Origin of the sequence: Rahnella rivi (genome assembly GCF_019049655.1) — a bacterium.
GTDB classification, from domain to species: Bacteria; Pseudomonadota; Gammaproteobacteria; order Enterobacterales; family Enterobacteriaceae; genus Rahnella; species Rahnella rivi.
In genome coordinates this window covers 102,795-128,846 of the sequence record NZ_JAFMOX010000051.1, presented here as the reverse complement: position 1 = coordinate 128,846, position 26,052 = coordinate 102,795, and the positions used below count along the sequence as shown (strand labels likewise).

The following is a 26,052-nucleotide window of genomic DNA, read 5'->3' as shown; positions in this document are numbered from 1 at the left end:
ATTATCTGATTCATCGGGAAAAGGTCACGCGAATCAGCATGAGCAATTTTCTGTAATACCGGACTATCCTGCCCGCTTTAACTCGTGTGAATTGCAACTCTGCCCTCGGCGTTGCAGCAAGAAGTTCAACCGCCTGCTCCGCTAAAATGGGCTCCCGACTGTGCGGGTGGATATACGACGGGTAGGCAATCAGCGCCTGATAAACCACATCGTCTAACGTGAGGCGGCGCGTACGGCGTGAACACCTGTGTTCATCCTGCGTCAGCCCCCATCCGGCATAAAAAGGCATGCCGTAACACACCACTTTTTTACCGTGCAATAAGGCTTCAAATCCCGACAACGAGGTCAGCGTATGCAGCTCATCGGCGGCCTGAATGCATTGAATAATGTCGGCATCTGATGCCTGACTGTCTGCCCAGCGGCTGACATCTTCGGCGGGGATCTGCCCCTGCCGGTTCCCCACCAGAACATCCGGGTGGGGTTTATAAATGATGTATGCATCCGGATGGCGTTCGCGCACAGCCCGTAACAGCCCGCCGTTGGTGCAAACCGACAGCGTGCCGGTCAGGATCGAGGCGTCATCTTCCACCTGCCCCGGAACCAGAATCACCGTCTTTCCGGCGGCGTCGGCGGGCAGCGTGAACGCTGCGCCGAGGTTATATTTACTGACTTTGCTGGCGACCAGCCGGTGACGCAGCGCGGCGGCGCGTTGCTGCTGATACGCCGTCAGGTGGCTGTGGCTGAGCAGATGTTCCAGATCGCTCGGGCGCGTGGCATCGTAGTAGATGCCCGTTTTATCCAGCACCAGCGAAAGCGGCGGATGCAGATCTGAGCCCAGCCCGGCGGATCGCAGAAAACCGTCTTCCATACGCCACTGCGGCAGCTGATTTTGCACGGCGGCACTTTGCCAGCGAGCCTCACCTTTGATGCCCCACACCACGCAGGCAGACTCACCGGCGAAGCGCTTACTGAAATTCACCTTGTTGCCGGTGGTGCGCAGAAACGGCGTCAAAATCGTGCGCTTCCACAGCGTCAGCCCCGGCGACCATAAACGTCCTGCGCGCTGCTGGTGATGCTGTCGTTGCATCAGCAGCCAGCTGAGGACGTCAAACAATGTGCCGCGTTTGCCGTCTGCCGGATTGATATACCGCGTGTAGCGCAGGCAGGCCGCGCTGAACAAATCTTCCAGAGTGGCACTGCCGCGTCGCGCGCTGAGGGATGACGACTGCGCGTGGCGGTCATCCGTCAGCCCCCATCCTGCGTACCACGGCTGGCCAAAAACGCTGACCGGCTTACCGGCCATCAGCGCTTCAAAACCGTAATTCGACGTCACCACATAAACGCGGCTCACCCGGCGCAGCAGCGACTGCGGGCTGACATCCATCGCCAGCAGTCTGATGCGCGGGTTCTGCTTCGCCAGTTGCGCTATCTGGCTGAAATAGCCAGATTTTTTTCCCTGAAGCACGTCGGGATGAATTTTCACCCAAATCTCCGCTTCCGGGTTCTCCGCCATTGCGGCCTGTAACATGCTGTCGAACTGTTCCGCGCCGGCGTTGCCGTACACCACGGCCATATCACCAAAGGTCTGATCCACCACCAGCACCGCGCCCTGCGGCGGTGACGTGAGCGTGCACGCCGGTGCCTGGTTGTATTTCGATAAATCCCCGCTGACGATCATCTGCATCGCCTGGCGCGCATCGTCATGCAGTAGCTGATTCTCTTCGTGCTGATGAATCAGCCCTTCAAGCGAACTGGGGCGCGAAGCGTCGTAATACATGCCTTCGCTGTCGAGCACCATGGAGAGCGGCGGCGAACCGGTCACCCCTAACCCCAGCGAGCGGATAAAACCGTCTTCGAGGCGCAGCACCGGCAGGCCTTTTTTCTCTGCCAGCGCCACCGCTTTGGTGCCGCTCGGGCGATAGCCCCAGACAGCAATCCGCGTGATGTCATCCGGCAGCGGCCGCACCAGCGACACCTTGCAGCAAGGCTCGCCGAGAAACGCCGTCAGATGCGGGATCCGGTAGATCCCGCCAGAAAAAATCCCCAGCATTACAGGGTCAGCACCACTTTCGCGGCCACGGCCAGCTGGTAAAGAATGGTCGAAATGCCACGGGTGACTTCGATGTTCTTCGACTCATACTTCGGCAGCACCATCAGCTCGTCGCCCGGTTGCAGCGTTTTGACGTCTTCGGCATTCACCGCTTCGCCGTTTTGTCTGATCAGGATGACTTTCGAATTGCCGGATTTTTGGGTAAAGCCACCCACTTTCTCGATGTAATCTTCCGGGCTGAGGCCTTTCTGCCAGCTCACCGCATTCGGGAACAGCACTTCGCCGTGGATCATGACCAGCGAGGTTTTCTCCGGAATATTAATGACGTCGCCATCTTCCAGGATCACCTGATTAAGGTTGTCTTCGCTGAGCACCACTTCGCCTTTCGGCACCACCTGACGCGCTTTATTGACAAAGCGGCTGACCAGCTGGGCTTCCTGAGTACGCAAACGGGCCTCTTCCTGAGTCGAAGACTGCGCGGAAAGTGAAGCTTCTTCGAGTTTCTGCAATGTCAGATCCAGCATCTCTTTCTGACGCAGGGCGACAGAACGGCGGTACAACTGGATGGCGTTAATCTGCGACATGCTGTTGGTACGAATTTTTGGCAACAGCTGGCTCATGGTTGCGCCGTAAGGCAGCACCACCGCGTGCTCGCCGGAATGCGCACCTTCAATACGAACCTGAATCGTACCGGCGTAGCGATCCGAACTGATGATCAGCTTGTCGCCGTCCTGCAATGACCGGCCCGGTGCCGAGCTCAGCGGGTAATACTCGCTGCGCTTCATGCTGCCCTGCTGGCGGATAATGGTCATGTGCGTCGCGCCCGGTTTCGGGCGAGCCCAGCTCAGGGCTTCGCTGACCGGGATCGTGCTGTCACGAAATTCAAAGTCATAGCTGTTGAAGACGTCGCCATCCACGCTGAAGGTATGCTGACGCGGCCCAACCACAATGGTGTCGCCATCAGAGAACTGCGAGAGGCGCAGATCGCCGTTGAGCAGGAAGTCATACAGGTTGATGCGTGAACGCACGCGATCGTTGTGCTTGACCACGATATCCACGTAGCTGCCGCGCTCGGTATCCACGCCACCGGCTTTGCTCAGGTACGAGAGCAGCGAGTCAGAGGCTACGCCGCCGTAAAGGCCGGGGTTGGTGACATAACCGGTCACAAACACTTTCACCGGCTGCGCCTGCAACAGCGAGGCGTAGACATTCACGTTTGCCTGATAAACCTGTTTCACTTTGGTGGTGATCACGCTGTTCAGCTGGCTGTTAGAAATCCCTGCCACTTTCAGCGGGCCGACGTTAGGCAGGAAGATATTGCCTTTCGGATCGACGGTCAGCGCACCATCAAAGTTGAACGCGCCCCACAGGCGGATCTGCACCTGATCGCCCAGCCCGATGATGTAGTTCGGGTTGAAACCGATGCTGGCGGCGTTGTCTGCCGCGGCGCCGCCGGTGAAGAGCTGTGCGCCAAACATACGGCTCATAACCGCCTGAACCGCCGGACGCGGGGTATCGTCGAAACCGCTGTCAGAACCGGTTTGCTGAGTCTGGCCGGACAAAAATGCAGGCAACGGCGCAGCGCCGGTCATCTCAGGATCGGCATTAATCCCGATGGCATGTGCCTGCGTAAACTGGCAGGCGAGCAAAATCAAAACGGACTTCAATAATTTCATAACAAGCTCTGTGTGCGATTCTTCAGGCTAAAAGGGATAGCGGAACAAACCGCGTTAATCTTTATGGTCATCAATGACCGCCAGCAATAATTTGACGGTGCCGAACAGCAGGCAGCAAATCAGCAGCCAGCTCGCGATCATGTAAGGCGTATTTGGGAATTTGGACTCTTGCGGCAGCTGCGGGGAACTGATCACCGACAGCACTTTGAGTTTTCTCGCCGCTTCGACGCGGGTCTTTTCGATAGAGGTCAGCGTGAGCTTGTAGAGATCGGTATCAAACTGAACTTTCGCTTTAATCTCTTCAAAATCCACCGCCATGCTGTTGAGCTTGTGGCCGTCCGGCGCGGTGATTTTGCTTTTTTCCTGATCAATCTGTTTGCCCAGCGAGGTAATGGCGTTCTGCGCGCTGATCACCTGCGGCGCGTCTTCACGCAGATAGGTCAGTAAGTTACGCAGCTCCGCTTCCATCTGGATTTTCTGACCGACCAGCGTGTTCACCAGCGTCGTGGCCGCGATGGCCTGCGCTTCCGGATCCAGAATGTTGTTCTGGTTCTGATACGCGAGTAACTGAGTTTTGCTGGTGTTCAGGCGTGCCCGCGCCTGCAGCATTTCGTTTTCGGCGAACGCCTGCTGATCGCGCGCAATTTTGTGCGAGATTTCGTTGATGAAGCGCTCGGATTCTTTCAGTACCGCTTTGTTGAACTGCTCGGCAAATTCAGGGGTAAAACCCTGCGTTCCGATGGTCAGCAGGCCGGTTTTATCGTCGTAGGTGACGGCGATACGGTCGCGGTAATAATTGAGGAATTGCTCACGCGTGGCATCTTTCGGCAGATGGTAGAAGAAATCCAGACCGCTCTGACCAAAGACTTCGTGGAAATTCAGTTGTTTATCGAGCACCGCAAGCATATCGGGGGAATTGATATACTCTTTCAGGTACATCGCGTCTTCTGCGGTGCTCGGATTGGCGGCACCCAGCAGCAGGCCGACATTCAGGCTGCTGCCGCTGATGTCATTAGAACTTTTGATCGCAACCGTTGATTCGCTGAGATAGCGCGGATGGCTGAAAATAAGCAGATAGACGATCAGCAAGGCCATTGGCAGGCCGATGATGATTTTGCCCAGATTCTGATTGAGCGTTGCCATACTCAGAAAAGGTGATCGACGAACCCTGGCAATGTGTTCGCCGGGCCATGCAGACTTCAGTTTTTCAATAAACATTTCTTATCATCATGACAAATCGCACGTTTTTATCATCGTGCTTTATTAAAAGTACCGTGATCCTGCGTGTCTTTCCCCTGCAATCAGATCACGGTGCGCAATGTTTTCAGTCGAAAATACGAACCAGACCCGCCACGTTGTTTTCTTTATCTGTCACCAGCAGCACGGAAACGCGGTGCTTTTGCATCAGCGTTTCGGCATCGGTGATCATCATGTCCGCCGGTAACGTCAGCGGCGAACGGGTCATCATGTCTGCAGCACAGGCATTCTCGAGCTGGGTACTTTTTTCCATATACCGGCGTAAATCCCCGTCAGTAATGATGCCCGTCAGTTGCTGTTGCTGATTGTTCACCGCCACCATGCCCTGACACCCGCAGGTGATGGCAGAAATCACCTGACGGAATCCGGTATCTTCACGCACGGTCGGCACAACCGGCAGCATCACATCTGACACGCGGGTGAGCAGACGGCGGCCGAGAGAACCTCCCGGATGGTAACGGGCGAAATCGGTAGGCAGGAATTTACGCTGACGGATCAAAGCCACAGCCAGCGCGTCGCCAATTGCCATGGTCAGCGTGGTCGAGGTGGTCGGTGCCAGATTGTTCGGGCAGCTTTCGCTTTCCATCATCAGTTCCAGCGTGGCGTCGGCATGTTTTGCCAGCGTCGACGCGTTGTGATTGGTGATCGCAATGATGCGATTACCGAACTGGCGCAGTGACGGAATTAATTTCAGGATTTCATCCGTTTCCCCGCTGGCTGAAATGAGGATCAGCAAATCGTACGGGGTGATCATGCCGAGATCGCCATGAAAGGCTTCGGCGGGATGAATAAAGAAGCTTGGTGTACCGGTGGAAGCCAGCGTCGCGGAGATCTTTCTGCCCACGTGGCCGGATTTGCCCATACCGGACAGAATCACGTGGCCCTGGCATTCAATGATAAGCCGGAGGGCTGTCTGATATTGCCCGCTGTCGAGATGCGAAGAAAGGTGATGCAGTGCATCAGCCTGTTCAGAAAGCGTACTGCGCACTGAGTCAATCAGACCGGGTTGTACAGACGCGCCCGTGGTGCCGCCAATTACCTGATTATCTGCCACATTAATGCCCTGATTGGGGTAAGACACACTCAGACGCCACGGCCAAAGTGGTTACTCATTATGGTTAGCCGATCAAGTAAAATGTGCCCTGAAGAAGTCCATTTCATGGTCTGGCCGGTCGCTACTGCGTCGCAGTATGAGAAATTGAATGAGGAGTGACCGGAAATCAGCGCCGGTAAAGTGAGTTTTCAGCGGGCTGAAAAAGTTACACATTAGCGAAAAAATATACAAATTCACGCGAACTATAAACAATCGAAACACATTCATTCAATTGATGCATTTTTTAACATACAGCACGATATAACACAAACTGTATCGGAGTTTTCTTATCAAAATCCCGACTATACTCAGTGAAGGCTAAGACACATCATGTTTTCAATAGATTGTTATATAACAAATAGTTATTTGTATATGACAAAGACAGAGGCGGCGAAGAATCAATCAACATGGATTATTCTTAATCATAAAGACAGACATAGTGTGAGGTTTTATGGCAAGCGGATGGGCGCAAGATGGCGCAGTACAAGATCAGATAGATTCCACGGTGAATGATGCCGTTGATCGCGCACGTCAGTCACTCGGCCAGGGTGAAAGTGCGGAGTTCTGCCACGAGTGTGGTGAACCTATTCCACTGGCACGCAGAAAGGCGCTTAAGGGCGTGCAATATTGTGTCACCTGCCAGGCCGCGCTGGATAAAAAACAGCAGGATCACGCCGGGTATAATCGTCGCGGCAGTAAAGACAGTCAGCTTCGTTAACGCCTCCTCCTCCCTCCTCTTTTATGCTTATGACCCATTGCACCATTATGGTTCAATAAAAGTCATTTCGCAGGTGAATATCCGGTTCCTCCTCTTTACATCTGCTTCAAAATTGAGCACAGGTTTTGTTTTCGTTCCGCAAAAGTTAGAGCGAGTTATCATTTGCGCGGCGTAGTTGTTAATTAATGATTGTTTAAAAGACAACATCTGGTTAATGATAAAGCGCTGCACCACGAGAGAACATTGCAAAGTGTAACAATGCACCATCACAGTGCGCCCCATGTTAAATTTTTTGCTTGAACGGTTCAGCACGCCGTTAAGCCATTGAATTTTAGCATGCATGAACTTTGGCATGAATATTGCAGTGAAGCGTCGTAACATAAGATCGTTCCCATAATATGTACAAAGGAAATTCACTGATGAAGTCACTCTTAAAAGTTTCCCTGGCCGCGTTGACTCTGGCCTTTGCCGTAAGCTCACACGCAGCAGACAAAAAACTGATCGTTGCTACTGACACAGCGTTTGTCCCGTTTGAATTCAAACAAGGTGACAAATACGTCGGCTTCGATATCGACCTGTGGGACGCGGTCGCCAAAGAGATGAAAGTCTCTTATGAACTGAAACCAATGGACTTCGGCGGCATCATCCCTGCCCTGCAAACACACAACATCGATCTGGCGCTGGCGGGTATCACCATCACGCCTGAGCGCAAGAAAGCCATCGACTTCTCTGACGGCTATTACAACAGCGGTCTGATGGTCATGGTCAAAAGCAACAACGACGCCATCAAAAGCGTGGCTGATCTGAAAGGCAAAACCGTGGCAGTGAAAAGCGGCACCAGCTCCGTGGATTACATGAAAGCCAACGTACAGACCAAAGATCTGCGTCAGTTCCCGAACATCGACAGCGCTTACATGGAACTGGGTACAGGCCGTGCGGATGCGGTAATGCATGACACCCCGAACATCCTGTACTTCATCAAAACGGCCGGTAAAGGTCAGTTCAAAGCGGTTGGCGATTCACTGGCTGGCCAGCAATACGGTATCGCTTTCCCTCAGGGCAGCGAACTGCGTGAGAAAGCCAACGCCGCGCTGAAAACCATCAAAGAGAATGGTACCTACGCCGCCATCTATAAAAAATGGTTCGATACCGAACCTAAATAAGCGTTGTTCATTTAAGTCGTTCCCTTTTAGAGAAAGCTGACTTGATATTATGCGCCTGCCGGGATTTATTCCGCGCAGGCGCAGTAAGTTGTTTGACCAGGAGATAATTCATGCAGTTTGACTGGAGCGTAATTTGGCCCGCTCTGCCTATCCTGCTCGAAGGCGCCAAGATGACATTGTGGATCTCGGTCCTCGGTCTGGTTGGCGGTCTGATTATTGGTGTGATTGCGGGTTTTGCCCGCGCGTTTGGTGGCTGGTTTAGCAGCAACGTCGCACTGGTATTTATCGAGCTCATTCGCGGTACGCCTATTGTCGTACAGGTAATGTTCATTTACTTCGCCCTGCCAATGATGGTTCCCGATCTGCGTATCGACCCGTTCAGCGCCGCGGTGGTGACCATCATCATTAACTCCGGTGCCTATATCGCTGAAATTACGCGTGGCGCGGTGTTGTCTATCCACAATGGTTTTCGCGAAGCCGGTCTGGCGTTGGGTCTGTCCCGTCGTGCGACCCTGCGTTACATCATCATGCCGCTGGCGCTGCGCCGCATGTTGCCACCGCTGGGTAACCAGTGGATTGTGAGTATCAAAGATACGTCACTGTTTATCGTCATCGGTGTCGCCGAGCTGACCCGTCAGGGCCAGGAAATCATCGCCGGTAACTTCCGCGCCATGGAAATCTGGAGTGCGGTTGCCGTTATCTATCTGATCATTACGCTGGCTCTGAGCTTTGTTCTGCGCCGCTTAGAACGCAAACTGAAAATTATATGATTGAATTCAAGAACGTCTCAAAACACTTTGGCAAAACCCAGGTGCTCCACGACATCGATCTGAACATTTCTCAGGGTGAAGTGGTGGTGATTATCGGGCCGTCCGGCTCCGGCAAATCTACCTTGCTGCGCTGCATCAATAAGCTGGAAGAGATCACCTCCGGCGATTTGATCGTTGATGGCCTGAAAGTGAATGACCCGAAAGTCGATGAACGCCTGATCCGTCAGGAAGCCGGCATGGTGTTCCAGCAGTTCTATCTGTTCCCGCACATGACCGCGCTGGAAAACGTGGCCTTCGGCCCGATCCGCGTACGTGGCGCGTCGAAAGAAGAAGCCAATAAACTGGCGAAAGAACTGCTGGCGAAAGTCGGTCTGTCCGAGCGCGCGCATCACTACCCTTCCGAGCTATCCGGTGGTCAGCAACAGCGTGTGGCGATTGCCCGTGCGCTGGCGGTCAAACCTAAACTGATGCTGTTTGATGAGCCGACCTCTGCGCTCGATCCGGAACTGCGTCATGAAGTGCTGACCGTGATGAAGCAACTGGCAGACGAAGGCATGACGATGGTCATCGTGACTCACGAAGTCGGTTTCGCGGAAAAAGTGGCATCACGTCTGATCTTCATCGATAAAGGCCGTATTGCGGAAGACGGGAAACCCGCCGATCTGGTTAATAACCCGCCGAGCGAACGTCTGCGCGAGTTCCTGCAACACGTTTCCTGATGCCAAAGGCCGCGGCAAGCGCGGCTTTTAACGCTGACCGGAATGATGTCGGTTTCTCAGGTGCGCTGATCACTTAACGCGCTGTGCCGAACCGCCCGAAGGGGGAAAAGCTTTTCCCCTTTTGGATTTCCCCTCGCTTTTTTACTCCGCGCTGTCGCTTGCTGGCTATGTCCCACTCAACCGCCTATGGCACGTCACCCCACAACGTTTTGCCACAAATTATCTACAATACGGTCACTCTTGTTTTACCCTTAGGGCTGCCACACCCCCATTAACCGCCATTTTGAGAGAGGAACAATGCCGCATAACGACAGGACTCCGTTGGCTCACCGCATCCAGACACATCTATTTTCGGTTTTGCTGTTCATCACCCTCGCCATGTTCAGCGCTTTCAGCCACGCGGCTGATGAGAAACCCGCTGCGGCAGATCAGCAAAAAGCCTCATACGCCGCACTGGCCGATATTCTTCAGGATGATAAAGCCCGCGCCGAACTGATTACCCATCTGCGTGACGCTGCCCGCACAGCGCCGCAGGCGGCTAAAACGGCCAGCGAAAATACGCCACCGCAGGCCGAACAGTTGTCGCTGATTGATCAACTGGTCGATACCACCCAGCAGACAGCGTCCGGGATCATGAAGCGCGTTCAGACGCTGAAAGACACCATCAATTCAGGGCCAGAACGCCACTTTAACCCGGCCCGTTTCTTCCCGGCGGTCGGTTATTTTCTGCTGACCGTGGCAGTGACTTTTGCTTTCTTCCACCTGATCCGCCGGTTAATCGGGCCGCTCTATATGCGCCTTGGCCGCTGGGGAAATCATGCGCGGATGCGGGAAACGCACTGGTACAAGTTGCCCGCCAGCATCCTGGGGGCGTTCGCCGTCGATCTGGGTATTTTGCTGCTGACCGTTGCTGCCGGTAACCTGTTTGCGCAATACGTCAACGGCGGCAGCCCGCTGATCGCCCGGTTGCAGGCACTATTTCTCAGCGCGTTCGCGGTAATAGAATTCTTTAAAGCGGTTTTGCGCCTGATTTTTTCCCCCGGTTTCAGCTACCTGCGCCCTTTCCCGCTGGCAGACGTGACCGCCCGTTACTGGAACACCCGTCTGGCGTGGGTCAGCGGCCTGATCGGGTATGCGCTGATGGTGGGCGTGCCGGTCGTCGCCACACAAATCAATTACACCACCGCCGCCGTGGTCAATTTTGTGGTGATGCTGGCGCTGACGGTTTACGCCAGCTGGCTGATTCTGCATAACCGCCGCACCATCCACCATGAATTTAACCAGCTGGCTGAGCGGTCAATGGCGTTCTTCAGCGTCATCCTGCGCGCGCTCGGCCACGTCTGGCATTTGCTGGCCGTCAGTTATTTCGTTGTGCTGTTCTTCCTCTCGCAGTTTGATTTTGCCGGCAGCCTGCGGTTTATGATGGCGGCGACCATCAAAAGTCTGGTGATCATCGGCCTTGGCGCGCTGATCTCCGGCCTGCTCTCGCGCTGGATCAGCCGCCGGATCACCCTGCCTGATGACGTCAACCGTCGTTATCCGCTGCTGCAAAAGCGGATTAACTCTTACATTCCGGCAGGTCTGAAAATCATTCGCGTGCTGGTGGTCCTGAGCGTGACGCTCTCACTGCTTGATGCCTGGCAGATTTTCAATCTGAACAAATGGTTTATGACGGAAACGGGCGAGAAGGTGATAAGCGGACTGGGCCACATGCTGTTTATTCTGTGCTTTGCCATTGTCGCCTGGACGCTGCTGGCGAGCGTGATTGAGCACCGGCTGGCGCAGGAACTCAGCAACGGTGCGCGTCCCAGCGCCCGTGAGCGCACGCTGCTGACGCTGTTTCGCAACGTGCTGGCTATCGTGATTTGTACTATCACCATTATGATCATGCTGTCGCAGGTCGGGCTGAACATCGCGCCGCTGCTGGCCGGTGCGGGTGCGCTCGGTCTGGCGGTCAGCTTTGGTGCCCAGACGCTGGTTAAAGATGTGATCACCGGTATTTTCATCCAGTTCGAAAACGGCATGAATACCGGGGAATACGTCACGGTGATGGGCATCAGTGGCACCGTCGAGCGCATGACGATCCGCTCGATTGGCCTGCGCGACATTTACGGCGTCTATCACATCGTGCCCTATTCTTCGATCACCACGCTTTCAAATTATGAACGCGAGTTTGGGGTGTATCGCGCCAGCTATAACGTCAGCCGCGAGGAAGATGTGGATGCGGCCAACGCCGTGCTGCGCAAAGCGGTTGAAGCCCTGCAACAGGATGAAGCCATCAAACCGCTGCTGCTCGGTGAGCCAACCTATCAGGGCGTGGTGGGATTAGGAGATCAGTTCTTCACCCTGCGGGTGCTGGTGCGCACCAAAGCGCTGGAACAATGGACGGTGCAGTACGCGCTTGACCGGCTGGTGAAGAATCACTTTGCTGAGGCGGGGATCGAAATGCCCAAGCAGGCAGTACAGATTTACAACGGCGGCGTGCCGCAGCCTGGGATCAATACGGGTATCGCGCCATAGTGGCTTGAATAATGACCGTGAAAATTTCGGTTTTTAATTGCAGCGATCCCTGGCCTTTCGCGCCGAAACCGGGCAAGGGATCGCTGTGACTCAGGAACCGGCATTTCCCAAAAATGGCAAAACCGGTCCGGCTCCCCGCTTTACTGTCTGGTCCGCTCCCCCGCGATCACCGAAAACTCCGCCATCATCCGCACCAGATCCTGCATCCCCAGATTGACCTGATTGATGACTTCGCCTGCGTTACGGCTGAGTGTGACGCCGCCGCCTGCGCGGTTGACGCAGTTACCCATGCCGTCAATGGCCGCCATGACGCCTTCGCGGATGTGTTGCGTCAGCTGGTCAATCTCAACCGCGGCTTTGCGGGACTGATCGGCAAGCGAGCGCACTTCACCGGCGACCACGGCGAATCCCCTGCCCTGTTCACCGGCGTGCGCGGCTTCGATGGTGGCGTTGATCGCCAGTAAATTGGTCTGGGAGGAGATACGGCGAATGGTATCGACCATTTCACCAATGCGTTCTGATGTCTGGCCGAGCTGGCCGATGATGTCTGAGGTCCGGCGCGCTAACGCCTCAACCTCCTGCATGTCTTCGACCGCCTGCTGGACGATAGTGACACCCTCGGCGGCGGTTTTATCGGTGGTCAGCGACAACGCGTGGACGTGCGTCATCATGCTTTCCTGCTGACGCTGCTGGTCCATCTGGCAGGTAATGTCCTGAGCGATTTTAACCACTTTCAGCACTTTGCCGTCGTCATCCATCACCGGGTTGTAACTCGCTTCCAGCCAGATACTCTGCCCCCGGCCATTCATGCGCTCAAAACGCCCCAGAATAAATTCGCCGTTTTTCAGACGCTGCCAGTGATTACGGTATTCATGGGAATCACGATAATGGGGTAAACAAAACATACCGTGGGAATGGCCCTGAATCTGCTGAAGGGAATAGCCCATGACTTTCAGAAAGTTATTGTTTGCAGAAATAACGTGACCGTCAGGGGTAAAGGTGATGAGCGCCATCGAACGTTCGAGCGCCTGATAAATACCGTGATGTTCGTGAGATTCATTCACCCGTTCAGAGACGTCACTGGCAATTTTAATTATTTCAGTGACTTTACCTTGTTTATTTCTCACCGGTACATAGGTCGCTTCAAGCCAGAGAATGCTGCCATTCTTATGCACCCGTTTAATATTCCCGCTGATGGATTTCCCTTGCCGTAAACCTTCCCAGTGCAAACGATAGGCATCGCTGACGACAAACTCCGGCGTACAAAACATCCGGTGTGGCTGGCCTACGACTTCCTGTCTGCTGTAGCCCATGCCCTTAAGAAACAGATCGTTCACCTCAAGTACCACGCCGTCTGGCGTGAAGGCTATCATCGGAACCGCCTGCTGGATCGCAGAGAATTTTTCACGCCATGCCGTACTAAACTGATGAGAAAATAATTGCATAGGACAGACACCCTGTGGCTGATAACGTGAATTAATGCGTGACCGCAATTAATTGAAATAAACACGTGCTACATCCCGCGGGTTATTAGCGTTAAAACCAATAAACAGCGAAACCGTAGTCTGACCCCTGGGTGGGTTGCAGGCAGGAAAACACAATCAACAATGCTGTGATAAACAAATAAGGCAAATAATGATTACAGTGAAAACGAATAAGCTTTTTTTATAGTGAATTAAGCATAATTTAATCCACTCAAAAAGAAAGGGGACGACCGGACTATTTTTCCAGCGTGCGCATCAACAGATGAACACGCTGGAATCATTCATTTCACGACGTGATCAGACTGACCAGCGTTTAATTGCCCAGCTTTTTTGCTGTGATGGCGTCAGGAAAGTCCAGGCCACGAAGCGGCTGATTTTGTTCCCGTGCACCATTTCGATGGTGCGAATGTCGGTTGCGCCTTCTTCGTTTAACGTGTCATACAGCAGCGGCAAGGTGGTTTTTTTGGAAACCAGCACGGTGTACCAGAAACAGTTCTGCGCTTTGCCCGCACTCTCTTCGGCCATGTGAACCACAAAGGCTTCTTCGCCGCCTTCGCACCACAGTTCGTTGTGCTGACCACCAAAGTTCAGTTCGGTCGTGCCACGGCGATCTAACCCCAGATTCTGGCGTTTACGCTGGCTGCCCGAGGCCGCATCGGCCGCTGACGCATGGAAAGGCGGATTACACAGCACGGCGTCATAGCGTTCGTCGTGGCGGATAATGGTATCGAGAATACGCTGCGGTTTGGCCTGCAGACGGAAACGCACCTGATTGGTCAGTTGCGGGTTGGTGGCAACGATTTTCTTGGCTGCCGCCATGGAAACCGGGTCGATCTCACTGGCAGTAAAACGCCAGCCGTATTCACGAAGGCCGATAATCGGGTAAATACAGTTCGCGCCAACGCCGATATCCAGCACGGAAATGTCTTTACCCTGCGGAATGTTGCCGTTGTTGCTGCTGGCCAGCAAATCCGCCAGATGGTGCACGTAATCCGCACGGCCAGGGATCGGCGGGCAGAGATAATCGGCCGGAATATCCCAGTTAGCAATCTGATAGCAGTCATGCAGCAAGGCACGGTTCAGCGCTTTTACCGCCTGAGCATTGGCGAAATCTACCGACAAATCGCCCCACTTGTTTTCTGTGACGAACGGCGCCAGTTCGGGGTTATTGGCAATCAGGGCCGGGAAATCATAGCGGCTGCGATGACGATTTCGCGGGTGAAGACCGCTTTTTTCCTGAGGGAAGACTTTCTTTTTTTCCACCTGAGTGACTCTCCGAAAAGGTGTGCGCGACGCATACAACATGCGCGGGGACGCTGGATGTTCATGAATTGGCGCACAAGATACCACAAACCGTCGCCGCCTGCCGGATGCTCACTGGCCGGGGCACATAAAAACCGTCACTTCCCGCCTAAAATGGGTAATCTGGCATTCAAAATTGAAATCAATATGTTGACCGAGGAATACCATGAACGCTGATGATCGCTACTATTACGAACCCGCTGCCGGTCACGGCCTGCCGCACGACCCGCTGAATGCCATCGTCGGCCCGCGTCCGATTGGCTGGATTTCCTCACGCAATGCGGCGGGCCAGCGTAACCTCGCGCCCTACAGCTTCTTCAACTGTTTCAATTATCGTCCACCGATCATTGGTTTCGCCAGCAGCGGCTGGAAAGACAGCGTGGCAAACATTGTCGAAACCGGCGAATTTGTCTGGAACCTGACGACGCGCGCGCTGGCGGTGCAAATGAATGAAAGCTCGGCCTCGCTGGAACGCGGTAACGATGAGTTTACGTTTGCCGGTCTGACGCCGCAGCCGGGCAACATCGTCGCCGCCGATCGCGTGCTGGAAAGCCCGGTGAATTTTGAATGCAAACTGACGCAATGCATCCAGCTGAAAACGGCCACCGGCGGGGATATTGATACCTGGCTGGTGCTCGGTGAAGTGGTGGCTGTGCATATCGCGAAACATTTACTGGTGGAGGGCGTTTACCAGACCGCCCTCGCCGAGCCGGTGTTACGTGCCGGAGGGCCTTCCGCCTATTACGGCATTTCTGAAGCGCTGCGTTTCGATTTAACCCGCCCCGACGCCCGCTGACCGACACAAAAAAACCGCCGCCAGAATTCTGCCCGGCGGCGGTTTTTTTTATGTCTGAAGCTGAACGGCCCGGATTATCTGACCGGGTAGTTCTGTTCCACGAAATCTGCAAAATCCTGACACATGGCATCATCACCGTCTGCGCTGTCGGCCAGAATGCGCTTGCCGTCGATCACCCGGATATGCACGTTGAGATCGAAATCCGCTGCCGGCTGTTCGCGTGTTGAGGCCAGTTCAATGGTGTGCTGCGCATCCTGCCACGCCGCATCGATGGTCTGATTACACGCCTGCGCCAGATACGCCGGATTGAATCCCTCACCGGTCAGGCTGCGTAACGTATCGTCATGGCTGACGCTGTTGCCCGGCGTCCAGTAATGCTTCGCCAGATCCGGGCCGATGGCCGGGTTATCAGTGAGGTAGCCGTCGCGTTTAAGGAAGAACGCGCGCGTTTGCTCAACGGCCATCATTGCCAGCAGATATCCCTGATAAGAACAGGCTGATTCCATCGACAGCAGATGCGGGATAGCCAGCGTCGGACGCGGGCTGCCGGTCACGCCCAGAATGTGGGTTTCGATATCACGCGCCAGCGCGATCATCGCCTCCGGCGTGCGTTTTTCATCAGGCCACTGATAGAGCTGCCATTCGAAATACGGGACCAGCAGGATATGGCGCTCATTGAACGAGCGCATCGGCTGACGGGCTTCGATGGTGGCGCGGATCAGTTCGTCAGGAACGGATTCTCCGGCGGCGTTTTTCGCGTAGCGTTTCAGCCAGTCCGCGTCATCAAGCAGGCTGTCGCAAAACATTGACTGGGTTTCGGCATAGGCCATCGAGGTCGGCGGGAATTCCTGCGAGAAGCACGGCGCATTCTGGCGGATATTGGCGAAATGCGCTGCGTGGCCGCCTTCGTGGAACAGGGTATTCAGGCCACCTGCCCCGCTGCCAACCTGATCGGGTTTCGCCAGACTGGTGAAGTTGATCACCGCAGGCACCCATTGACCGTTGTCGAAAAATGGCGGAACCGGGCCATGCATAAAACCGTTTTCGTATTTGCCTTCGCGCACCAGCAGATCCAGCTGCATATCCGCACCGTTAAAACCGATATTCAGACGCTTAAAGCTGTCGATCCAGCGGCGCAGGGAATCGGCAAACGGGAAGTAAGGGTCGAGCTGGCGGGTGACATCACCGGCGCTGGCAAAACGGATATTCCATGGCAGCAGTGCGGCATCGCCTTCACGCGCGACCAGCTCATTCAGGCTGCGCGTGTTGCTTTCACGGGTTTGTTCTTCGAAACGATCGAGGATGGCGAATAACTGTTCCGGCGTCATGCGCTCGGTTTTATTCACTTTATAATCGAAATAGTTGCGGTAACCGAGCTGGCGGGCGAAGCGGTTGCGCAGGCCAATCAGCTCCGGCAGCCCGTTGTGCAGCAGCCACTCTTCCAGTTCCCGCAGCGCATTTTGCGAACTGCGGCGATAGGTTTCGTTTTCGTTGTTTGCCTGATTGGTCAGCAACTCACCCAGCGATGCACTGACGCGCTCGCCTTTGCTGTTGATGTGCGTCATCCGGTACTGCTTACGTTTACCAAACAACACGGATTCAGCCTGAATGATTTCGTCGAGCAGCGCCTGCGCTTTGGGATCTTCAATCACGTTGCAGTCGAAGAAACTCAGCCAGCCGCGCAGGCCGTGGAGCAGTGCTTCGCCGTCCTGATCGCGTTTTTGATTATCGAGCTGTGCGATTAACTCGCGTAATTCTGCCGGGCGGGAAGGTTCGGCGATAAAACGTTTGTAGGCGGTTTCAGCGGCGGAGAAAGCCGCGGAGACATTGTCATCACCGATGCCCATATAGTTTTGCCAGAACAAATTTTCTTTGTCCTGATGCACTTTAAGGTAATCGCGGTTGAGGGCGTTAAAGTAGTCCTGAGCCTGTTTCATGCAATCTTCTCTGCTGAAAGTTAACGAGATTATGCATTGAGTGTATGTTCAGACAGCGGTTCTGTCGATATGGCAAAACCGCTCGTCACTGCCGGGCCACCAGGGAGGGGATCAGTTTTTCTTCACGAACTCGGATTTGAGTTTCATCTGACCAAAACCGTCAATTTTGCAGTCGATGTTGTGGTCGCCTTCAACCAGACGGATGCCTTTCACTTTGGTGCCGATCTTCAGCATGGAAGAGCTGCCCTTCACTTTCAGGTCTTTGATCACCGTAACAGAATCACCGTCTGCCAGCAGATTGCCGTTGGCATCGATCACTTTCAGGACGTCATCTTCCGCGGCTGCATCACCGCTCATGGACCACACATGTCCACATTCAGGGCAATTGAGCATTTCACCGTCCTGCCAGGTGAATTCAGAGTGACACGTCGGGCAAGCCGGTAAAGTTTCCATTGTTAAATCTCCATAAAATTTTATAAAAAAACCAATTAAATCATGAAATAGATTTCGTAGTTCCTCTATTTTAGCCTTTAACCACACTGTTGAACAGGGTAAGAGGGTTTTTGTGGCGCTGAGATGAATATAAACGCAGAATTTACAGCGTGATGCGGGGGTGTTTTTTTTATGCCTCCCCTGCGAAGAGGGAGGCCGGGACGGGGGATAAAAGACGAAATGAATGTTCAGGCAGGCTTTAACGCCTGATTTTGCGCTTAATCCCCCCCTTCACGGGTAAGGGCGTTAAAACACCTGTTCCACAATCATTCTGGCTTCGGGCATATCGGCACACACCCCTGCGGCCACCAGACAACATGCCATTTGGGTGAGGAGTGCCTGCGGGATAGCGCGTTCGCCCTTCAGGCATTGCTGAATGTAGTTCACGGTAGTGTCGACGTCTTTGGACGCGGGCAGATCCGCGGCAAAAATCTCTTCTTTTTCGGCCAGAACACTCAGCTCACCCCCGGCGATAAAGTGGGTCTGCGGGAACCGCTGCGGATTGGCATAGACTTCGCCTTCCGTGCCCTGGGTCAGCAAGGCGCGCCCGTCGATCTGGCGGAAGAAGGAAGAGACGCGCTGGATATATTCCGGGTGTGAAACGCTCGATAAGCGCAACGCATCCTGCCCGGTGAAGGGCGTAATTAACTTCGCCAGCGTGTGGCTGCTGTTACGCACGCCCATCTGCCAGCGCAGTGAAAGCTGTTTGTCGATGGGCGGGCACAGCACTGAAACCGGGATGAACACCGGAGCGGAACCGGCGTCGAGCTGCTGCTGCGCCTGCGCCTGGGTGTGTGCCGCCTCAATGCCCAGCGAACGGAAAATCTCAGCGCTGGTGATGCGGGTCGGATCTTCATCAACGCCGTGCACCACCACCGGCAAACCAAGACGGCTCAGTAACATCGCCAGCAACGGCGTGAGATTCGCCTGTTTGCGCGCGCCGTTATAGGTTGGGATCACCACCGGCAAAGGGCGATCAGCGGGCGCCTGAAGGCGCATCACGCGCTCTTCCATAGCCTGATAAAAGCCGAGCATCTCCTCTTCCGCTTCGCCTTTAATACGAAACGCAATCAGCAGCGCGCCGAGCTGTAAATCCGGCACATCACCGGCCAGGATCTCGCGGTAAAGCGCAAGCGACTGCTCACGGTCCAAATCGCGGGCGTGATTTTTTCCGCGCCCCACTTCTTTAATGAGTTTGGTGTAATCCATCGTAGCGTTACCTTCTCGGTGTAATGACTTTTCTTCAGGAATAATTATCGCCGGCGGGTGCGGCGGCGAACCGGATCTTTCTTTGCCGTTTTCAGAATATCAGGACGTTTCACTGATCCGGGCGCAGGCATTTCGCGGTGTTCAATCGGGAACACCGGCAACGCCGCCAGCAGGCGCGCACCGTAACTTTTGGTCAGCAGGCGCTGGTCATAAATGACGATTTCGCCGGTGCATTCATGGCTGCGGATCAGCCTTCCGACCTGTTGGATCAGGTTAAACGACGCGCTCGGCAGGCTTTGCACTTCGAACGGATAGCGCTTAAGGGTTTTCAGCCATTCGCCTTCGGTGAGGATCACCGGGCTGTCGACCGGCGGAAACGCAATTTTATGGATATGCACCTGCGTCAGCAGCTCACCTTTCAGATCCAGCCCTTCGGCGAACGATTGCAGACCAATCAGCACGCTGGTGGTGCCCGCTGAAACACGTTTACGGTGCTCTTCCACCAACCGGTAGCGCGGCTGATCGCCCTGCACCAGCAGCATCAGACGCAAATCCGGTAGCAGCGAGACAAACTGTTGCATCGCGCGGTTGCTGGCGAACAGCACCAGCTGGCCGGTGTGTTGCCCTTTCGCCAGTTCGCTGCGGAAAAAATCGGCCATCTCCTGCAAATGTGCCGCTTCGTTCGCCATCAGCGGCTCGAGGGTCATCTGCGGGATCACCAGTTTGCCCTGCGAAACGTGGTTAAACGGCGAATCCAGGCTGACGAAGCGGTCACCGGCTTTTTCGCTCAGGCCGCTCATCTCCTGCAAACGGGAGAAACTGTTCAGCGAACGCAGCGTGGCGGAGGTGATAACGACGTGCGGCACTTTGCGCCACAGCATTTTTTCCAGCTGATCGCTCACGCGGATCCCCGCGCAGTGGAACACCAGATGCGTCTGGTTATCGAAATACGTCCGCGTCACCCATTTGCTGATCGGCGCGTTCGAGGCTTTATCCAGCGCCGCCAGCCGCCACAGCTTGCTCATGGTTTCCAGATAACTTTGCATCCGGCTCATGTGCAGGATCGCGCGGTGCAGACGCATAATGTCGTGCTTGCCGGTCTTCTCACTGAGATCGTTGACCATGTATTCCGCCAGACTGCGCAGCCCGTCGGTCAGTTTAAACAGGCGACTGCACTGTTCGGTCAGTTCCGGCGGCAAGGCGCCGAGTTCAAAACGGTGCTCCGCTTCCGGGGTGTCCGGCGGCAGATACTGACTGACCGATTGTTCGATAAGTAGCAGCAGCTCGCGCATCTCGGCGCAGTGATTGTGCAGGCGCTCGGCGTTGGTCAGCGGCGGCGGATTTTTCGGCGTAAACAGCGACAGACATTGCTCTATCTGGCGCACAAAATTGTCCAGTTGCAGGCTGTTCCACATGGCCGTGATTTCAGCATCAACTTCCAGCGCATCGCGTGCCACTTCCGGCAGGTGATGCCCTTCATCGAGCACCAGCAGCAGATCTTTCGCCGGTGGCAGCACCGATTCCGACTCCAGCGCAGCCATCACTAAAGCGTGGTTGGTGACCACCACATCGGCACTTTCAATCTCTTTGCGCGCCACGAAATACGGGCATTCGCGAAAATAATGGCAGTTACGGCTCAGGCAGTTGGCTTTATCGGTGCTGATTTTGATCCACAAAGGATCGTCGATGGTTTTCTTGTAGTGGTCGCGCAGTCCGTCCCACTCATAGCGCGAGAGCGCGGTTTCCAGCGTTTTCGCCAGTTTCTGCTCTTCGCCGCTGGAGGGCGCCAGTTCGTCACCCAAAAATAACCCGAGATCGCCCTGCGCGTTTTCGTTGCTCATCGCCGCCAGATTGCGCGGGCACACATAACGCCCGCGGCCAAACGCGCCGGTAAATTTGAGATCGGGAATAATTTTTTTCAGCAGCGGTAAATCTTTGCTGTAAATCTGATCCTGCAACGCGACGTTGGCCGTGCTGACAATCAGCGGTTTTTCTTCTTCGCGGCTGACGGCAATGCCGGGGATGAGATAGGACAGCGTTTTCCCGACGCCGGTCGGCGCCTCAATGGCCAGATGCCGCGCTGAGTCACCCGAGAACGCCTTCGCCACCTCTGCAATCATCTGACGTTGCGGGGCGCGGGGAATGAAATCCGGGATTTGCTCTTGCAGGGCTTTGTACCACTGGCTGATCTGATTTTTTACTGCGGGGGAAAGCGCCATGCATCTCTTTTTGTTGGGGGTCAGGACCGAAGTGTGGCGGCTATTGTCCCACAGACCGGCTGATGGCGCAGCCCGAAATCAGGGCGACTGCACAAATTTACGTCAGTCATTTATTAAATAAAGTAAAAGTTCATTTTCAATTGTCATAAATTGATCACATATCTAAGGTAAAAAACCCTCGCTGAGAAAATTCCGAGCACACACGGAATGCATAGCAAAAATGATGAATAGCGTCTTTCCACAAGACTTCATATAAAGCTTTCCAACCAAAGCTTTTAATAAAGAATGCAGGGTAAAAATTCATGAAACGTAATATTCTGGCACTTTTAATTCCTGGTTTATTGATTGCATCAGGCGCGCACGCAGCAGAAGTTTATAATAAAGACGGCAACAAACTTGACCTGTACGGTAAAGTAAAAGGTCTGCATTATTTCTCTGATGCTCCCGGCAATGACGGCGACCAGAGTTATGTGCGTTTCGGTTTTAAAGGTCAGACACAAATTAACGATCTGATCACCGGTTACGGCCAGTGGGAATATAACGTTCAGGCTAACCACGCCGAATCCGACAGCAAATCCCCAAGCACCACCGGCACCAAAACCCGTCTGGGCTTTGCCGGTCTGAAATTTGGTCAGTACGGTTCATTCGACTACGGTCGTAACTACGGCGCACTGTACGACGTCGAAGCCTGGACCGATATGTTCCCTGAGTTCGGTGGCGATGGTTACACCAAAGCAGACCGCTTCATGACAGGCCGTACCAACGGCGTGGCGACCTACCGTAACCGCGGCTTCTTCGGTCTGGTGGATGGCCTGAACGTGGCGTTACAGTACCAGGGCAAAAACGAAAACGACGGTCGCAGCAGCAGCACAGCAAACGGCGACGGTTATGCACTTTCTACCACTTACGCACTGGGTGACACCGGCGTGAGCGTTGGCGGTGCCTACGCGTCTTCTGACCGCACCATCGGCCAGAGCACCTCCGCTTACGGCAAAGGTGATAAAGCTGACGCATGGACCGGCGGCATGAAATATGACGCTAACGGGGTTTATTTAGCGGCGATGTATGCTGAAACCCGTAATATGATTGCCATTACCGTTCCGGCGGGTATTGCAAGCGCACCGGCTGGCAGCGGCTTTGCCAATAAAACACAAACTGTTGAAGCGGTCGCGCAATATCAGTTCGACTTCGGCCTGCGCCCTTCTCTGGGTTATGTGCAGACCAAAGGGAAAGATATTGAAGGCATCGGCGACGTTGACCTGGTTAAATATTTCGACGTGGGCGCCACCTATTATTTCAACAAAAATATGTCAGCCTATGTTGATTATAAAATCAACCAACTGGATGACGACAATAAACTGGGTCTGAATAACGACGACGTTACTGCCGTTGGCCTGGTTTATCAGTTCTGATTTAAGTCAAATACCACCTCATTGTTATTATTCTCTGTCTTAATTTTTTTCGGCCGGACTCACCCTCCGGCCTTTTTTGTTTTTGTCCTTTTTCGTGCCATCTCGCGTAATTTGCCTTTTCCTCTTTCGCAGCCCGCTGAATCTGCTAAAGTTTCAGGGAATTTTACGAATGAGAACTTCTCTTAACAAAAACAGGGATACCCAATGAATAAAGTTTCGCTTTGTACCACCAGTGCATTGATTATGCTGGCCCTGAGCGGCTGTGCGCAGCAAAAGAACGATGCCCAGCAAACGCTGAACGATCAGTCCGTGATGGCGCTGAACTGGTTCCAGCAATCCGGTGAATATCATGCCCTGACCTATCAGGCATTCAACGCGGCCAAAATGGCCTTTGATCAGGCGCAGCCGCTGGCAGGTCAGAAGAAAGCCGTGGTGGTGGATCTGGATGAAACCATGCTCGATAACAGCGCTTACAGCGCGTGGCAGGTCAAAGCGAACAAGCCATTCGACAGCAAAACCTGGTCACAGTGGACCGCCGCACGTCAGGCGACCGCCATTCCGGGCGCAGTGGAATTTGCTAATTACGTCAATTCGCACGGCGGCACGATGTTCTATGTCTCCAACCGTAAAACCAGCGAATACGCTGCCACACTGGACAACATGAACCGTCTGGGCTTCTCCGGCGCGAATGATAAAACCATGTTGCTGAGCTCCGACACCTCAAACAAACAGGTGCGTTTCGATTCCATTAAAGCCGCGGGTTACCACATCGTCTTGTTCGTCGGTGACAACCTGAACGATTTCGGTGCCGCGACCTACCATAAAGGCAACGAACAGCGCCGCGCTTTTGTGAATCAGAACCATCAGCAGTTCGGCACCCAATACATCGTGTTGCCTAACCCGCTGTACGGCGACTGGGAAAGTGGACTGGCGAAGGATTACAACAAGTTAACGCCGGAGCAGAAACTGTCCGTGCGTGATCAGAATTTGAAAGCGTGGAACGGTAAGTAACAGCGGGCAGAAAGCGGTGAAATTTTCAGTGACTCAATGGCTGTGATTTCCCGGCTTTCTGTACCCTGACCGGCCACGAGAGGGAACCTCTTCCCTCTCGTGGCACTCTCCTGCATGTCGGCTGCGCGGGTCAGTCGCCCTGCCTCACCCTCTCAGCACCGTCTGTCAGAAACTGTAGTCAACCGCCGCGAAATACCTTCTTCCGTCTTCGTTATAGCTGTAATCATCGCGGTTCAAATCTTTATCCCCGAGGTTCAGCACACCTGCGCGCAGTTTCACGGCTTTATTGACCTGATAGGAACCGCCGGTGTTCCAGACGGTATATCCGCCCGGCGTGGCGTTTCCGTCGGTGACGGTGCGGCTTTTGCCCTTATAGTTGGCGGAAATATAGAAGCTCCAGTCCTCCAGCGGTTTCCAGTCCAGCGTCGCATTCGACGTGTGGAACGGTAACTCGGACAACGGTTTATTGCCGCCGTTGCTCAGGTCGCGGGCGTCGTTATAGGTGTAGTTCAGCTTCAGGTTCAGCACGTCAGTGACCGGTAAGCTGAGCTCCGTTTCCAGGCCACGGATGCGCGCTTTATTGACGTTGTAGTAACGGAAAATCGGGTTACCGCTGGCGTCGAAGCCAACGAAGTTCTGATACGTCTGCGCCAGATTGCGGTTCGCGGTGCGGATAACCGTGATCATGTCGTCGATGTCGTTCTGGAACACCGTCGCGCTGGCATTCACATCTTCCAGCCACCCTTCTTCTCCGGCGTAATACAGACCGAATTCGACGCTTTCGCTGGTTTCTGCTTTCAGATCTTTGCTGCCCACCACATTGCAGCTGCCACGGCAGGACGCACTTTGCCAGTCCGGGCTGAGTTGCAGCAACGAAGGCGCTTTGAAGGCCGATGCCCAGCCGCCTTTCACCGTCACGGTGTCGGTGGCGTTGTAGACCAGATAAGCACGCGGGCTCCAGTTGACGCCGTAGTTCTGGTGATCATCCATGCGCACGCCGCCGGTCAGCGCCAGGTTTTCAAAAATACGCCACTCGTCCTCGAGGAACAGCGCATATTGATTGGCCTGCGTACTGCCGCCGTTTTGCATGTTCACGCCGTCTTCGAGCTTGTCGTTGCGGTATTCACCGCCGAAAGTCAGCAACTGGTTGTAATCACCCAGCGGGATCACGACTTTGCCGTCGAGAGAGTTGTTTTTCGAGGTAATGGTTTCGGCGTTTTTATTCTCGATGTTTTCGCCGTAGAAACGCAGTTCGGTATTCGCCAGCCCCCAGCGGCCATTGTGGCCAAGCGAGTAGTTTTCACGTTCAATGCGGTTCTTATCCAGCGTGTCGGAATCGCGATCCTGACGATCAAGGCCGTAGCCGAAGGTGATGTCCTGATCTTTGTCCGGGGTCAGGGAGAACTCGACGTTGGCGTTGCGCGAGGTATAGCCCTCAATGCGCGGCTGGCCGGTGCTGCCGCTGGAGGAACTGGCCTGATCTTTTTCACGTTTACCCAGCGCACCGTAAACTTTCACCCCTAACAGGTCATCAACCAGCGGGCCGCTGGCGAAGAAGTTGCCGTTGCCGCTGTCGCCGCGATCGCGATGTTCCTGCACGGTGGTATCGGCGCTCAGCGTCCCGTGCCAGGCTTTGCCGACTTTACGGGTGATGATGTTGACCACGCCGCCCAGCGCGTCCGAACCATAAAGCGAGGACATCGGGCCACGCACCACTTCGATACGCTCGATGGATTCAGCGGGGATCCAGCTCAAATCGAAATCGTTATGACGGAAGACGGCGTTGCGGGAGTTCACGCGTTTGCCGTCCACCAGAATCAGGGTATAACCGCTGCTCAGACCACGGATGCTGACGCCCTGACGGTTGTCGCTTTCGTTAGTGATCTGCACGCCCGGTACGTCTTTCAGCACGTCTTTGAGGTTTTGAACCGGTTTCTTTTGCAGGTCTTCGCGGGTGATCACGCTGATACTTGCCGGGGCGTCCTTGAGGTTTTGCTCGACGGCGGAGGCGGTCACCACCATCTGGTCTTCCCGTTCTTTTACGTCGGTCGTCTCTTCTGCCATCACCGGAAACGCGGCGGCAAACAGCTGTGCGAATAACCCGGCTTTCAGTGCCGGTGTAAATTTAACCTTAACCATTTCTTCTCTCCATGAGGATAAAACAACCCCGGCACTGCGGGACGTTGTATTTTTTTCCATCAAACCGTCAAAAAAAGTGCGAACG

Annotated in this window: 20 protein-coding genes; 8 read left to right on the top strand and 12 right to left on the bottom strand. The window is 54.4% G+C overall.

Annotated elements, in window-relative coordinates:
- Nucleotides 1-10: 10 nt before the first annotated feature.
- The 4 genes from J1779_RS06690 to J1779_RS06675 all read right to left on the bottom strand — a co-directional run bounded on the left by J1779_RS06690 (nt 11) and on the right by J1779_RS06675 (nt 6,019).
- The gene (locus J1779_RS06690; RefSeq protein WP_217203219.1) at nt 11-2,050 is read right to left on the bottom strand and encodes a capsular polysaccharide biosynthesis protein; all 2,040 of its coding nucleotides are present in this window, start codon (nt 2,048-2,050) and stop codon (nt 11-13) included.
- Entirely contained in the window at nt 2,050-3,726 is a 1,677-nt protein-coding gene (locus J1779_RS06685; protein WP_056782355.1) for a polysaccharide biosynthesis/export family protein, read from the bottom strand. The genes J1779_RS06690 and J1779_RS06685 overlap by 1 nt, the downstream gene beginning before the upstream one ends.
- A 54-nt stretch (nt 3,727-3,780) precedes the next feature.
- Nucleotides 3,781-4,944, bottom strand: a complete 1,164-nt coding sequence (locus J1779_RS06680) for a capsule biosynthesis protein (protein WP_122094644.1) — start codon at nt 4,942-4,944, stop codon at nt 3,781-3,783.
- Between the two features lie 106 nt (nt 4,945-5,050).
- The gene (locus tag J1779_RS06675; protein WP_338019853.1) at nt 5,051-6,019 is read right to left on the bottom strand and encodes a KpsF/GutQ family sugar-phosphate isomerase; all 969 of its coding nucleotides are present in this window, start codon (nt 6,017-6,019) and stop codon (nt 5,051-5,053) included.
- A gap of 508 nt (nt 6,020-6,527) precedes the next feature.
- Here J1779_RS06675 and J1779_RS06670 point away from each other — a divergent pair.
- The gene (locus tag J1779_RS06670) at nt 6,528-6,794 is read left to right on the top strand and encodes a DksA/TraR family C4-type zinc finger protein (RefSeq protein ID WP_056782354.1); all 267 of its coding nucleotides are present in this window, start codon (nt 6,528-6,530) and stop codon (nt 6,792-6,794) included.
- Between the two features lie 45 nt (nt 6,795-6,839).
- On the opposite strand, the gene J1779_RS06665 is transcribed toward J1779_RS06670, so the two are convergent.
- Entirely contained in the window at nt 6,840-7,148 is a 309-nt protein-coding gene (locus tag J1779_RS06665) for a hypothetical protein (RefSeq protein ID WP_217203218.1), read from the bottom strand.
- A 65-nt stretch (nt 7,149-7,213) separates the two neighbouring features.
- Between J1779_RS06665 and glnH the strand changes: the two genes are divergently transcribed.
- From glnH to ybiO, 4 genes are all read left to right on the top strand, one after another.
- Nucleotides 7,214-7,957, top strand: a complete 744-nt coding sequence (gene glnH, locus J1779_RS06660; protein ID WP_056782352.1) for a glutamine ABC transporter substrate-binding protein GlnH — start codon at nt 7,214-7,216, stop codon at nt 7,955-7,957.
- A gap of 110 nt (nt 7,958-8,067) precedes the next feature.
- Nucleotides 8,068-8,727, top strand: coding sequence for a glutamine ABC transporter permease GlnP (glnP, locus tag J1779_RS06655; RefSeq protein WP_013574682.1), 660 nt, complete (start codon nt 8,068-8,070; stop codon nt 8,725-8,727).
- Nucleotides 8,724-9,446 carry a glutamine ABC transporter ATP-binding protein GlnQ gene (gene glnQ / locus J1779_RS06650; RefSeq protein ID WP_056782351.1) on the top strand — a complete coding sequence of 241 codons (723 nt, stop codon included), beginning with the start codon at nt 8,724-8,726 and terminating at the stop codon, nt 9,444-9,446. The genes glnP and glnQ overlap by 4 nt, the downstream gene beginning before the upstream one ends.
- Before the next feature lie 321 nt (nt 9,447-9,767).
- A complete protein-coding gene (gene ybiO / locus J1779_RS06645) occupies nt 9,768-11,966 on the top strand; it encodes a mechanosensitive channel protein (protein ID WP_238485089.1) in 2,199 nt (732 codons plus the stop codon).
- Between the two features lie 140 nt (nt 11,967-12,106).
- Here the strand turns inward: ybiO and J1779_RS25620 are convergent, their stop codons facing one another.
- Together J1779_RS25620 and rlmF are read right to left on the bottom strand one after the other, a co-directional pair.
- The gene (locus J1779_RS25620; RefSeq protein WP_122094638.1) at nt 12,107-13,411 is read right to left on the bottom strand and encodes a methyl-accepting chemotaxis protein; all 1,305 of its coding nucleotides are present in this window, start codon (nt 13,409-13,411) and stop codon (nt 12,107-12,109) included.
- 336 nt (nt 13,412-13,747) lie between these two features.
- On the bottom strand, nt 13,748-14,713 hold the full coding sequence (gene rlmF, locus J1779_RS06635; RefSeq protein WP_217203214.1) for a 23S rRNA (adenine(1618)-N(6))-methyltransferase RlmF: 966 nt from the start codon (nt 14,711-14,713) through the stop codon (nt 13,748-13,750).
- A 205-nt stretch (nt 14,714-14,918) separates the two neighbouring features.
- On the opposite strand from rlmF, the gene J1779_RS06630 reads away from it, so the two are divergent.
- Nucleotides 14,919-15,548, top strand: a complete 630-nt coding sequence (locus J1779_RS06630; RefSeq protein ID WP_122094634.1) for a flavin reductase family protein — start codon at nt 14,919-14,921, stop codon at nt 15,546-15,548.
- A gap of 74 nt (nt 15,549-15,622) precedes the next feature.
- Here the strand turns inward: J1779_RS06630 and J1779_RS06625 are convergent, their stop codons facing one another.
- The 4 genes from J1779_RS06625 to dinG form a co-directional block, all read right to left on the bottom strand.
- Nucleotides 15,623-17,485 (bottom strand): M3 family metallopeptidase, encoded by a 1,863-nt coding sequence (locus tag J1779_RS06625; RefSeq protein ID WP_217203212.1) that lies wholly within the window; start codon nt 17,483-17,485, stop codon nt 15,623-15,625.
- A gap of 111 nt (nt 17,486-17,596) precedes the next feature.
- Nucleotides 17,597-17,938: a zinc ribbon domain-containing protein YjdM gene (locus J1779_RS06620; RefSeq protein ID WP_122094631.1), complete on the bottom strand. Its 342-nt coding sequence runs from the start codon at nt 17,936-17,938 to the stop codon at nt 17,597-17,599.
- 285 nt (nt 17,939-18,223) lie between these two features.
- Entirely contained in the window at nt 18,224-19,186 is a 963-nt protein-coding gene (ybiB, locus tag J1779_RS06615) for a DNA-binding protein YbiB (RefSeq protein WP_217203210.1), read from the bottom strand.
- A 44-nt stretch (nt 19,187-19,230) separates the two neighbouring features.
- The gene (gene dinG, locus J1779_RS06610; protein ID WP_056782344.1) at nt 19,231-21,405 is read right to left on the bottom strand and encodes an ATP-dependent DNA helicase DinG; all 2,175 of its coding nucleotides are present in this window, start codon (nt 21,403-21,405) and stop codon (nt 19,231-19,233) included.
- A 302-nt stretch (nt 21,406-21,707) separates the two neighbouring features.
- On the opposite strand from dinG, the gene ompC reads away from it, so the two are divergent.
- Together ompC and J1779_RS06600 are read left to right on the top strand one after the other, a co-directional pair.
- Nucleotides 21,708-22,817 carry a porin OmpC gene (ompC, locus tag J1779_RS06605; protein WP_217203208.1) on the top strand — a complete coding sequence of 370 codons (1,110 nt, stop codon included), beginning with the start codon at nt 21,708-21,710 and terminating at the stop codon, nt 22,815-22,817.
- 204 nt (nt 22,818-23,021) lie between these two features.
- On the top strand, nt 23,022-23,828 hold the full coding sequence (locus tag J1779_RS06600) for a 5'-nucleotidase, lipoprotein e(P4) family (RefSeq protein ID WP_217203205.1): 807 nt from the start codon (nt 23,022-23,024) through the stop codon (nt 23,826-23,828).
- A gap of 165 nt (nt 23,829-23,993) precedes the next feature.
- Here the strand turns inward: J1779_RS06600 and cirA are convergent, their stop codons facing one another.
- Complete coding sequence (cirA, locus tag J1779_RS06595; protein WP_183847723.1) at nt 23,994-25,967, bottom strand: catecholate siderophore receptor CirA; 1,974 nt, start codon at nt 25,965-25,967, stop codon at nt 23,994-23,996.
- Nucleotides 25,968-26,052: the final 85 nt, after the last annotated feature.

Coding starts and splice junctions, on each gene's coding strand:
- J1779_RS06690 (WP_217203219.1), bottom strand. CDS start 2,050: ATGCTGGGGATTTTTTCTGGCGGGATCTACCGGATCCCGCATCTGACG.
- J1779_RS06685 (WP_056782355.1), bottom strand. CDS start 3,726: ATGAAATTATTGAAGTCCGTTTTGATTTTGCTCGCCTGCCAGTTTACG.
- J1779_RS06680 (WP_122094644.1), bottom strand. CDS start 4,944: ATGTTTATTGAAAAACTGAAGTCTGCATGGCCCGGCGAACACATTGCC.
- J1779_RS06670 (WP_056782354.1), top strand. CDS start 6,528: ATGGCAAGCGGATGGGCGCAAGATGGCGCAGTACAAGATCAGATAGAT.
- J1779_RS06665 (WP_217203218.1), bottom strand. CDS start 7,148: ATGCCAAAGTTCATGCATGCTAAAATTCAATGGCTTAACGGCGTGCTG.
- glnH (WP_056782352.1), top strand. CDS start 7,214: ATGAAGTCACTCTTAAAAGTTTCCCTGGCCGCGTTGACTCTGGCCTTT.
- glnP (WP_013574682.1), top strand. CDS start 8,068: ATGCAGTTTGACTGGAGCGTAATTTGGCCCGCTCTGCCTATCCTGCTC.
- glnQ (WP_056782351.1), top strand. CDS start 8,724: ATGATTGAATTCAAGAACGTCTCAAAACACTTTGGCAAAACCCAGGTG.
- J1779_RS25620 (WP_122094638.1), bottom strand. CDS start 13,411: ATGCAATTATTTTCTCATCAGTTTAGTACGGCATGGCGTGAAAAATTC.
- J1779_RS06630 (WP_122094634.1), top strand. CDS start 14,919: ATGAACGCTGATGATCGCTACTATTACGAACCCGCTGCCGGTCACGGC.
- J1779_RS06625 (WP_217203212.1), bottom strand. CDS start 17,485: ATGAAACAGGCTCAGGACTACTTTAACGCCCTCAACCGCGATTACCTT.
- J1779_RS06620 (WP_122094631.1), bottom strand. CDS start 17,938: ATGGAAACTTTACCGGCTTGCCCGACGTGTCACTCTGAATTCACCTGG.
- ybiB (WP_217203210.1), bottom strand. CDS start 19,186: ATGGATTACACCAAACTCATTAAAGAAGTGGGGCGCGGAAAAAATCAC.
- dinG (WP_056782344.1), bottom strand. CDS start 21,405: ATGGCGCTTTCCCCCGCAGTAAAAAATCAGATCAGCCAGTGGTACAAA.
- ompC (WP_217203208.1), top strand. CDS start 21,708: ATGAAACGTAATATTCTGGCACTTTTAATTCCTGGTTTATTGATTGCA.
- J1779_RS06600 (WP_217203205.1), top strand. CDS start 23,022: ATGAATAAAGTTTCGCTTTGTACCACCAGTGCATTGATTATGCTGGCC.
- cirA (WP_183847723.1), bottom strand. CDS start 25,967: ATGGTTAAGGTTAAATTTACACCGGCACTGAAAGCCGGGTTATTCGCA.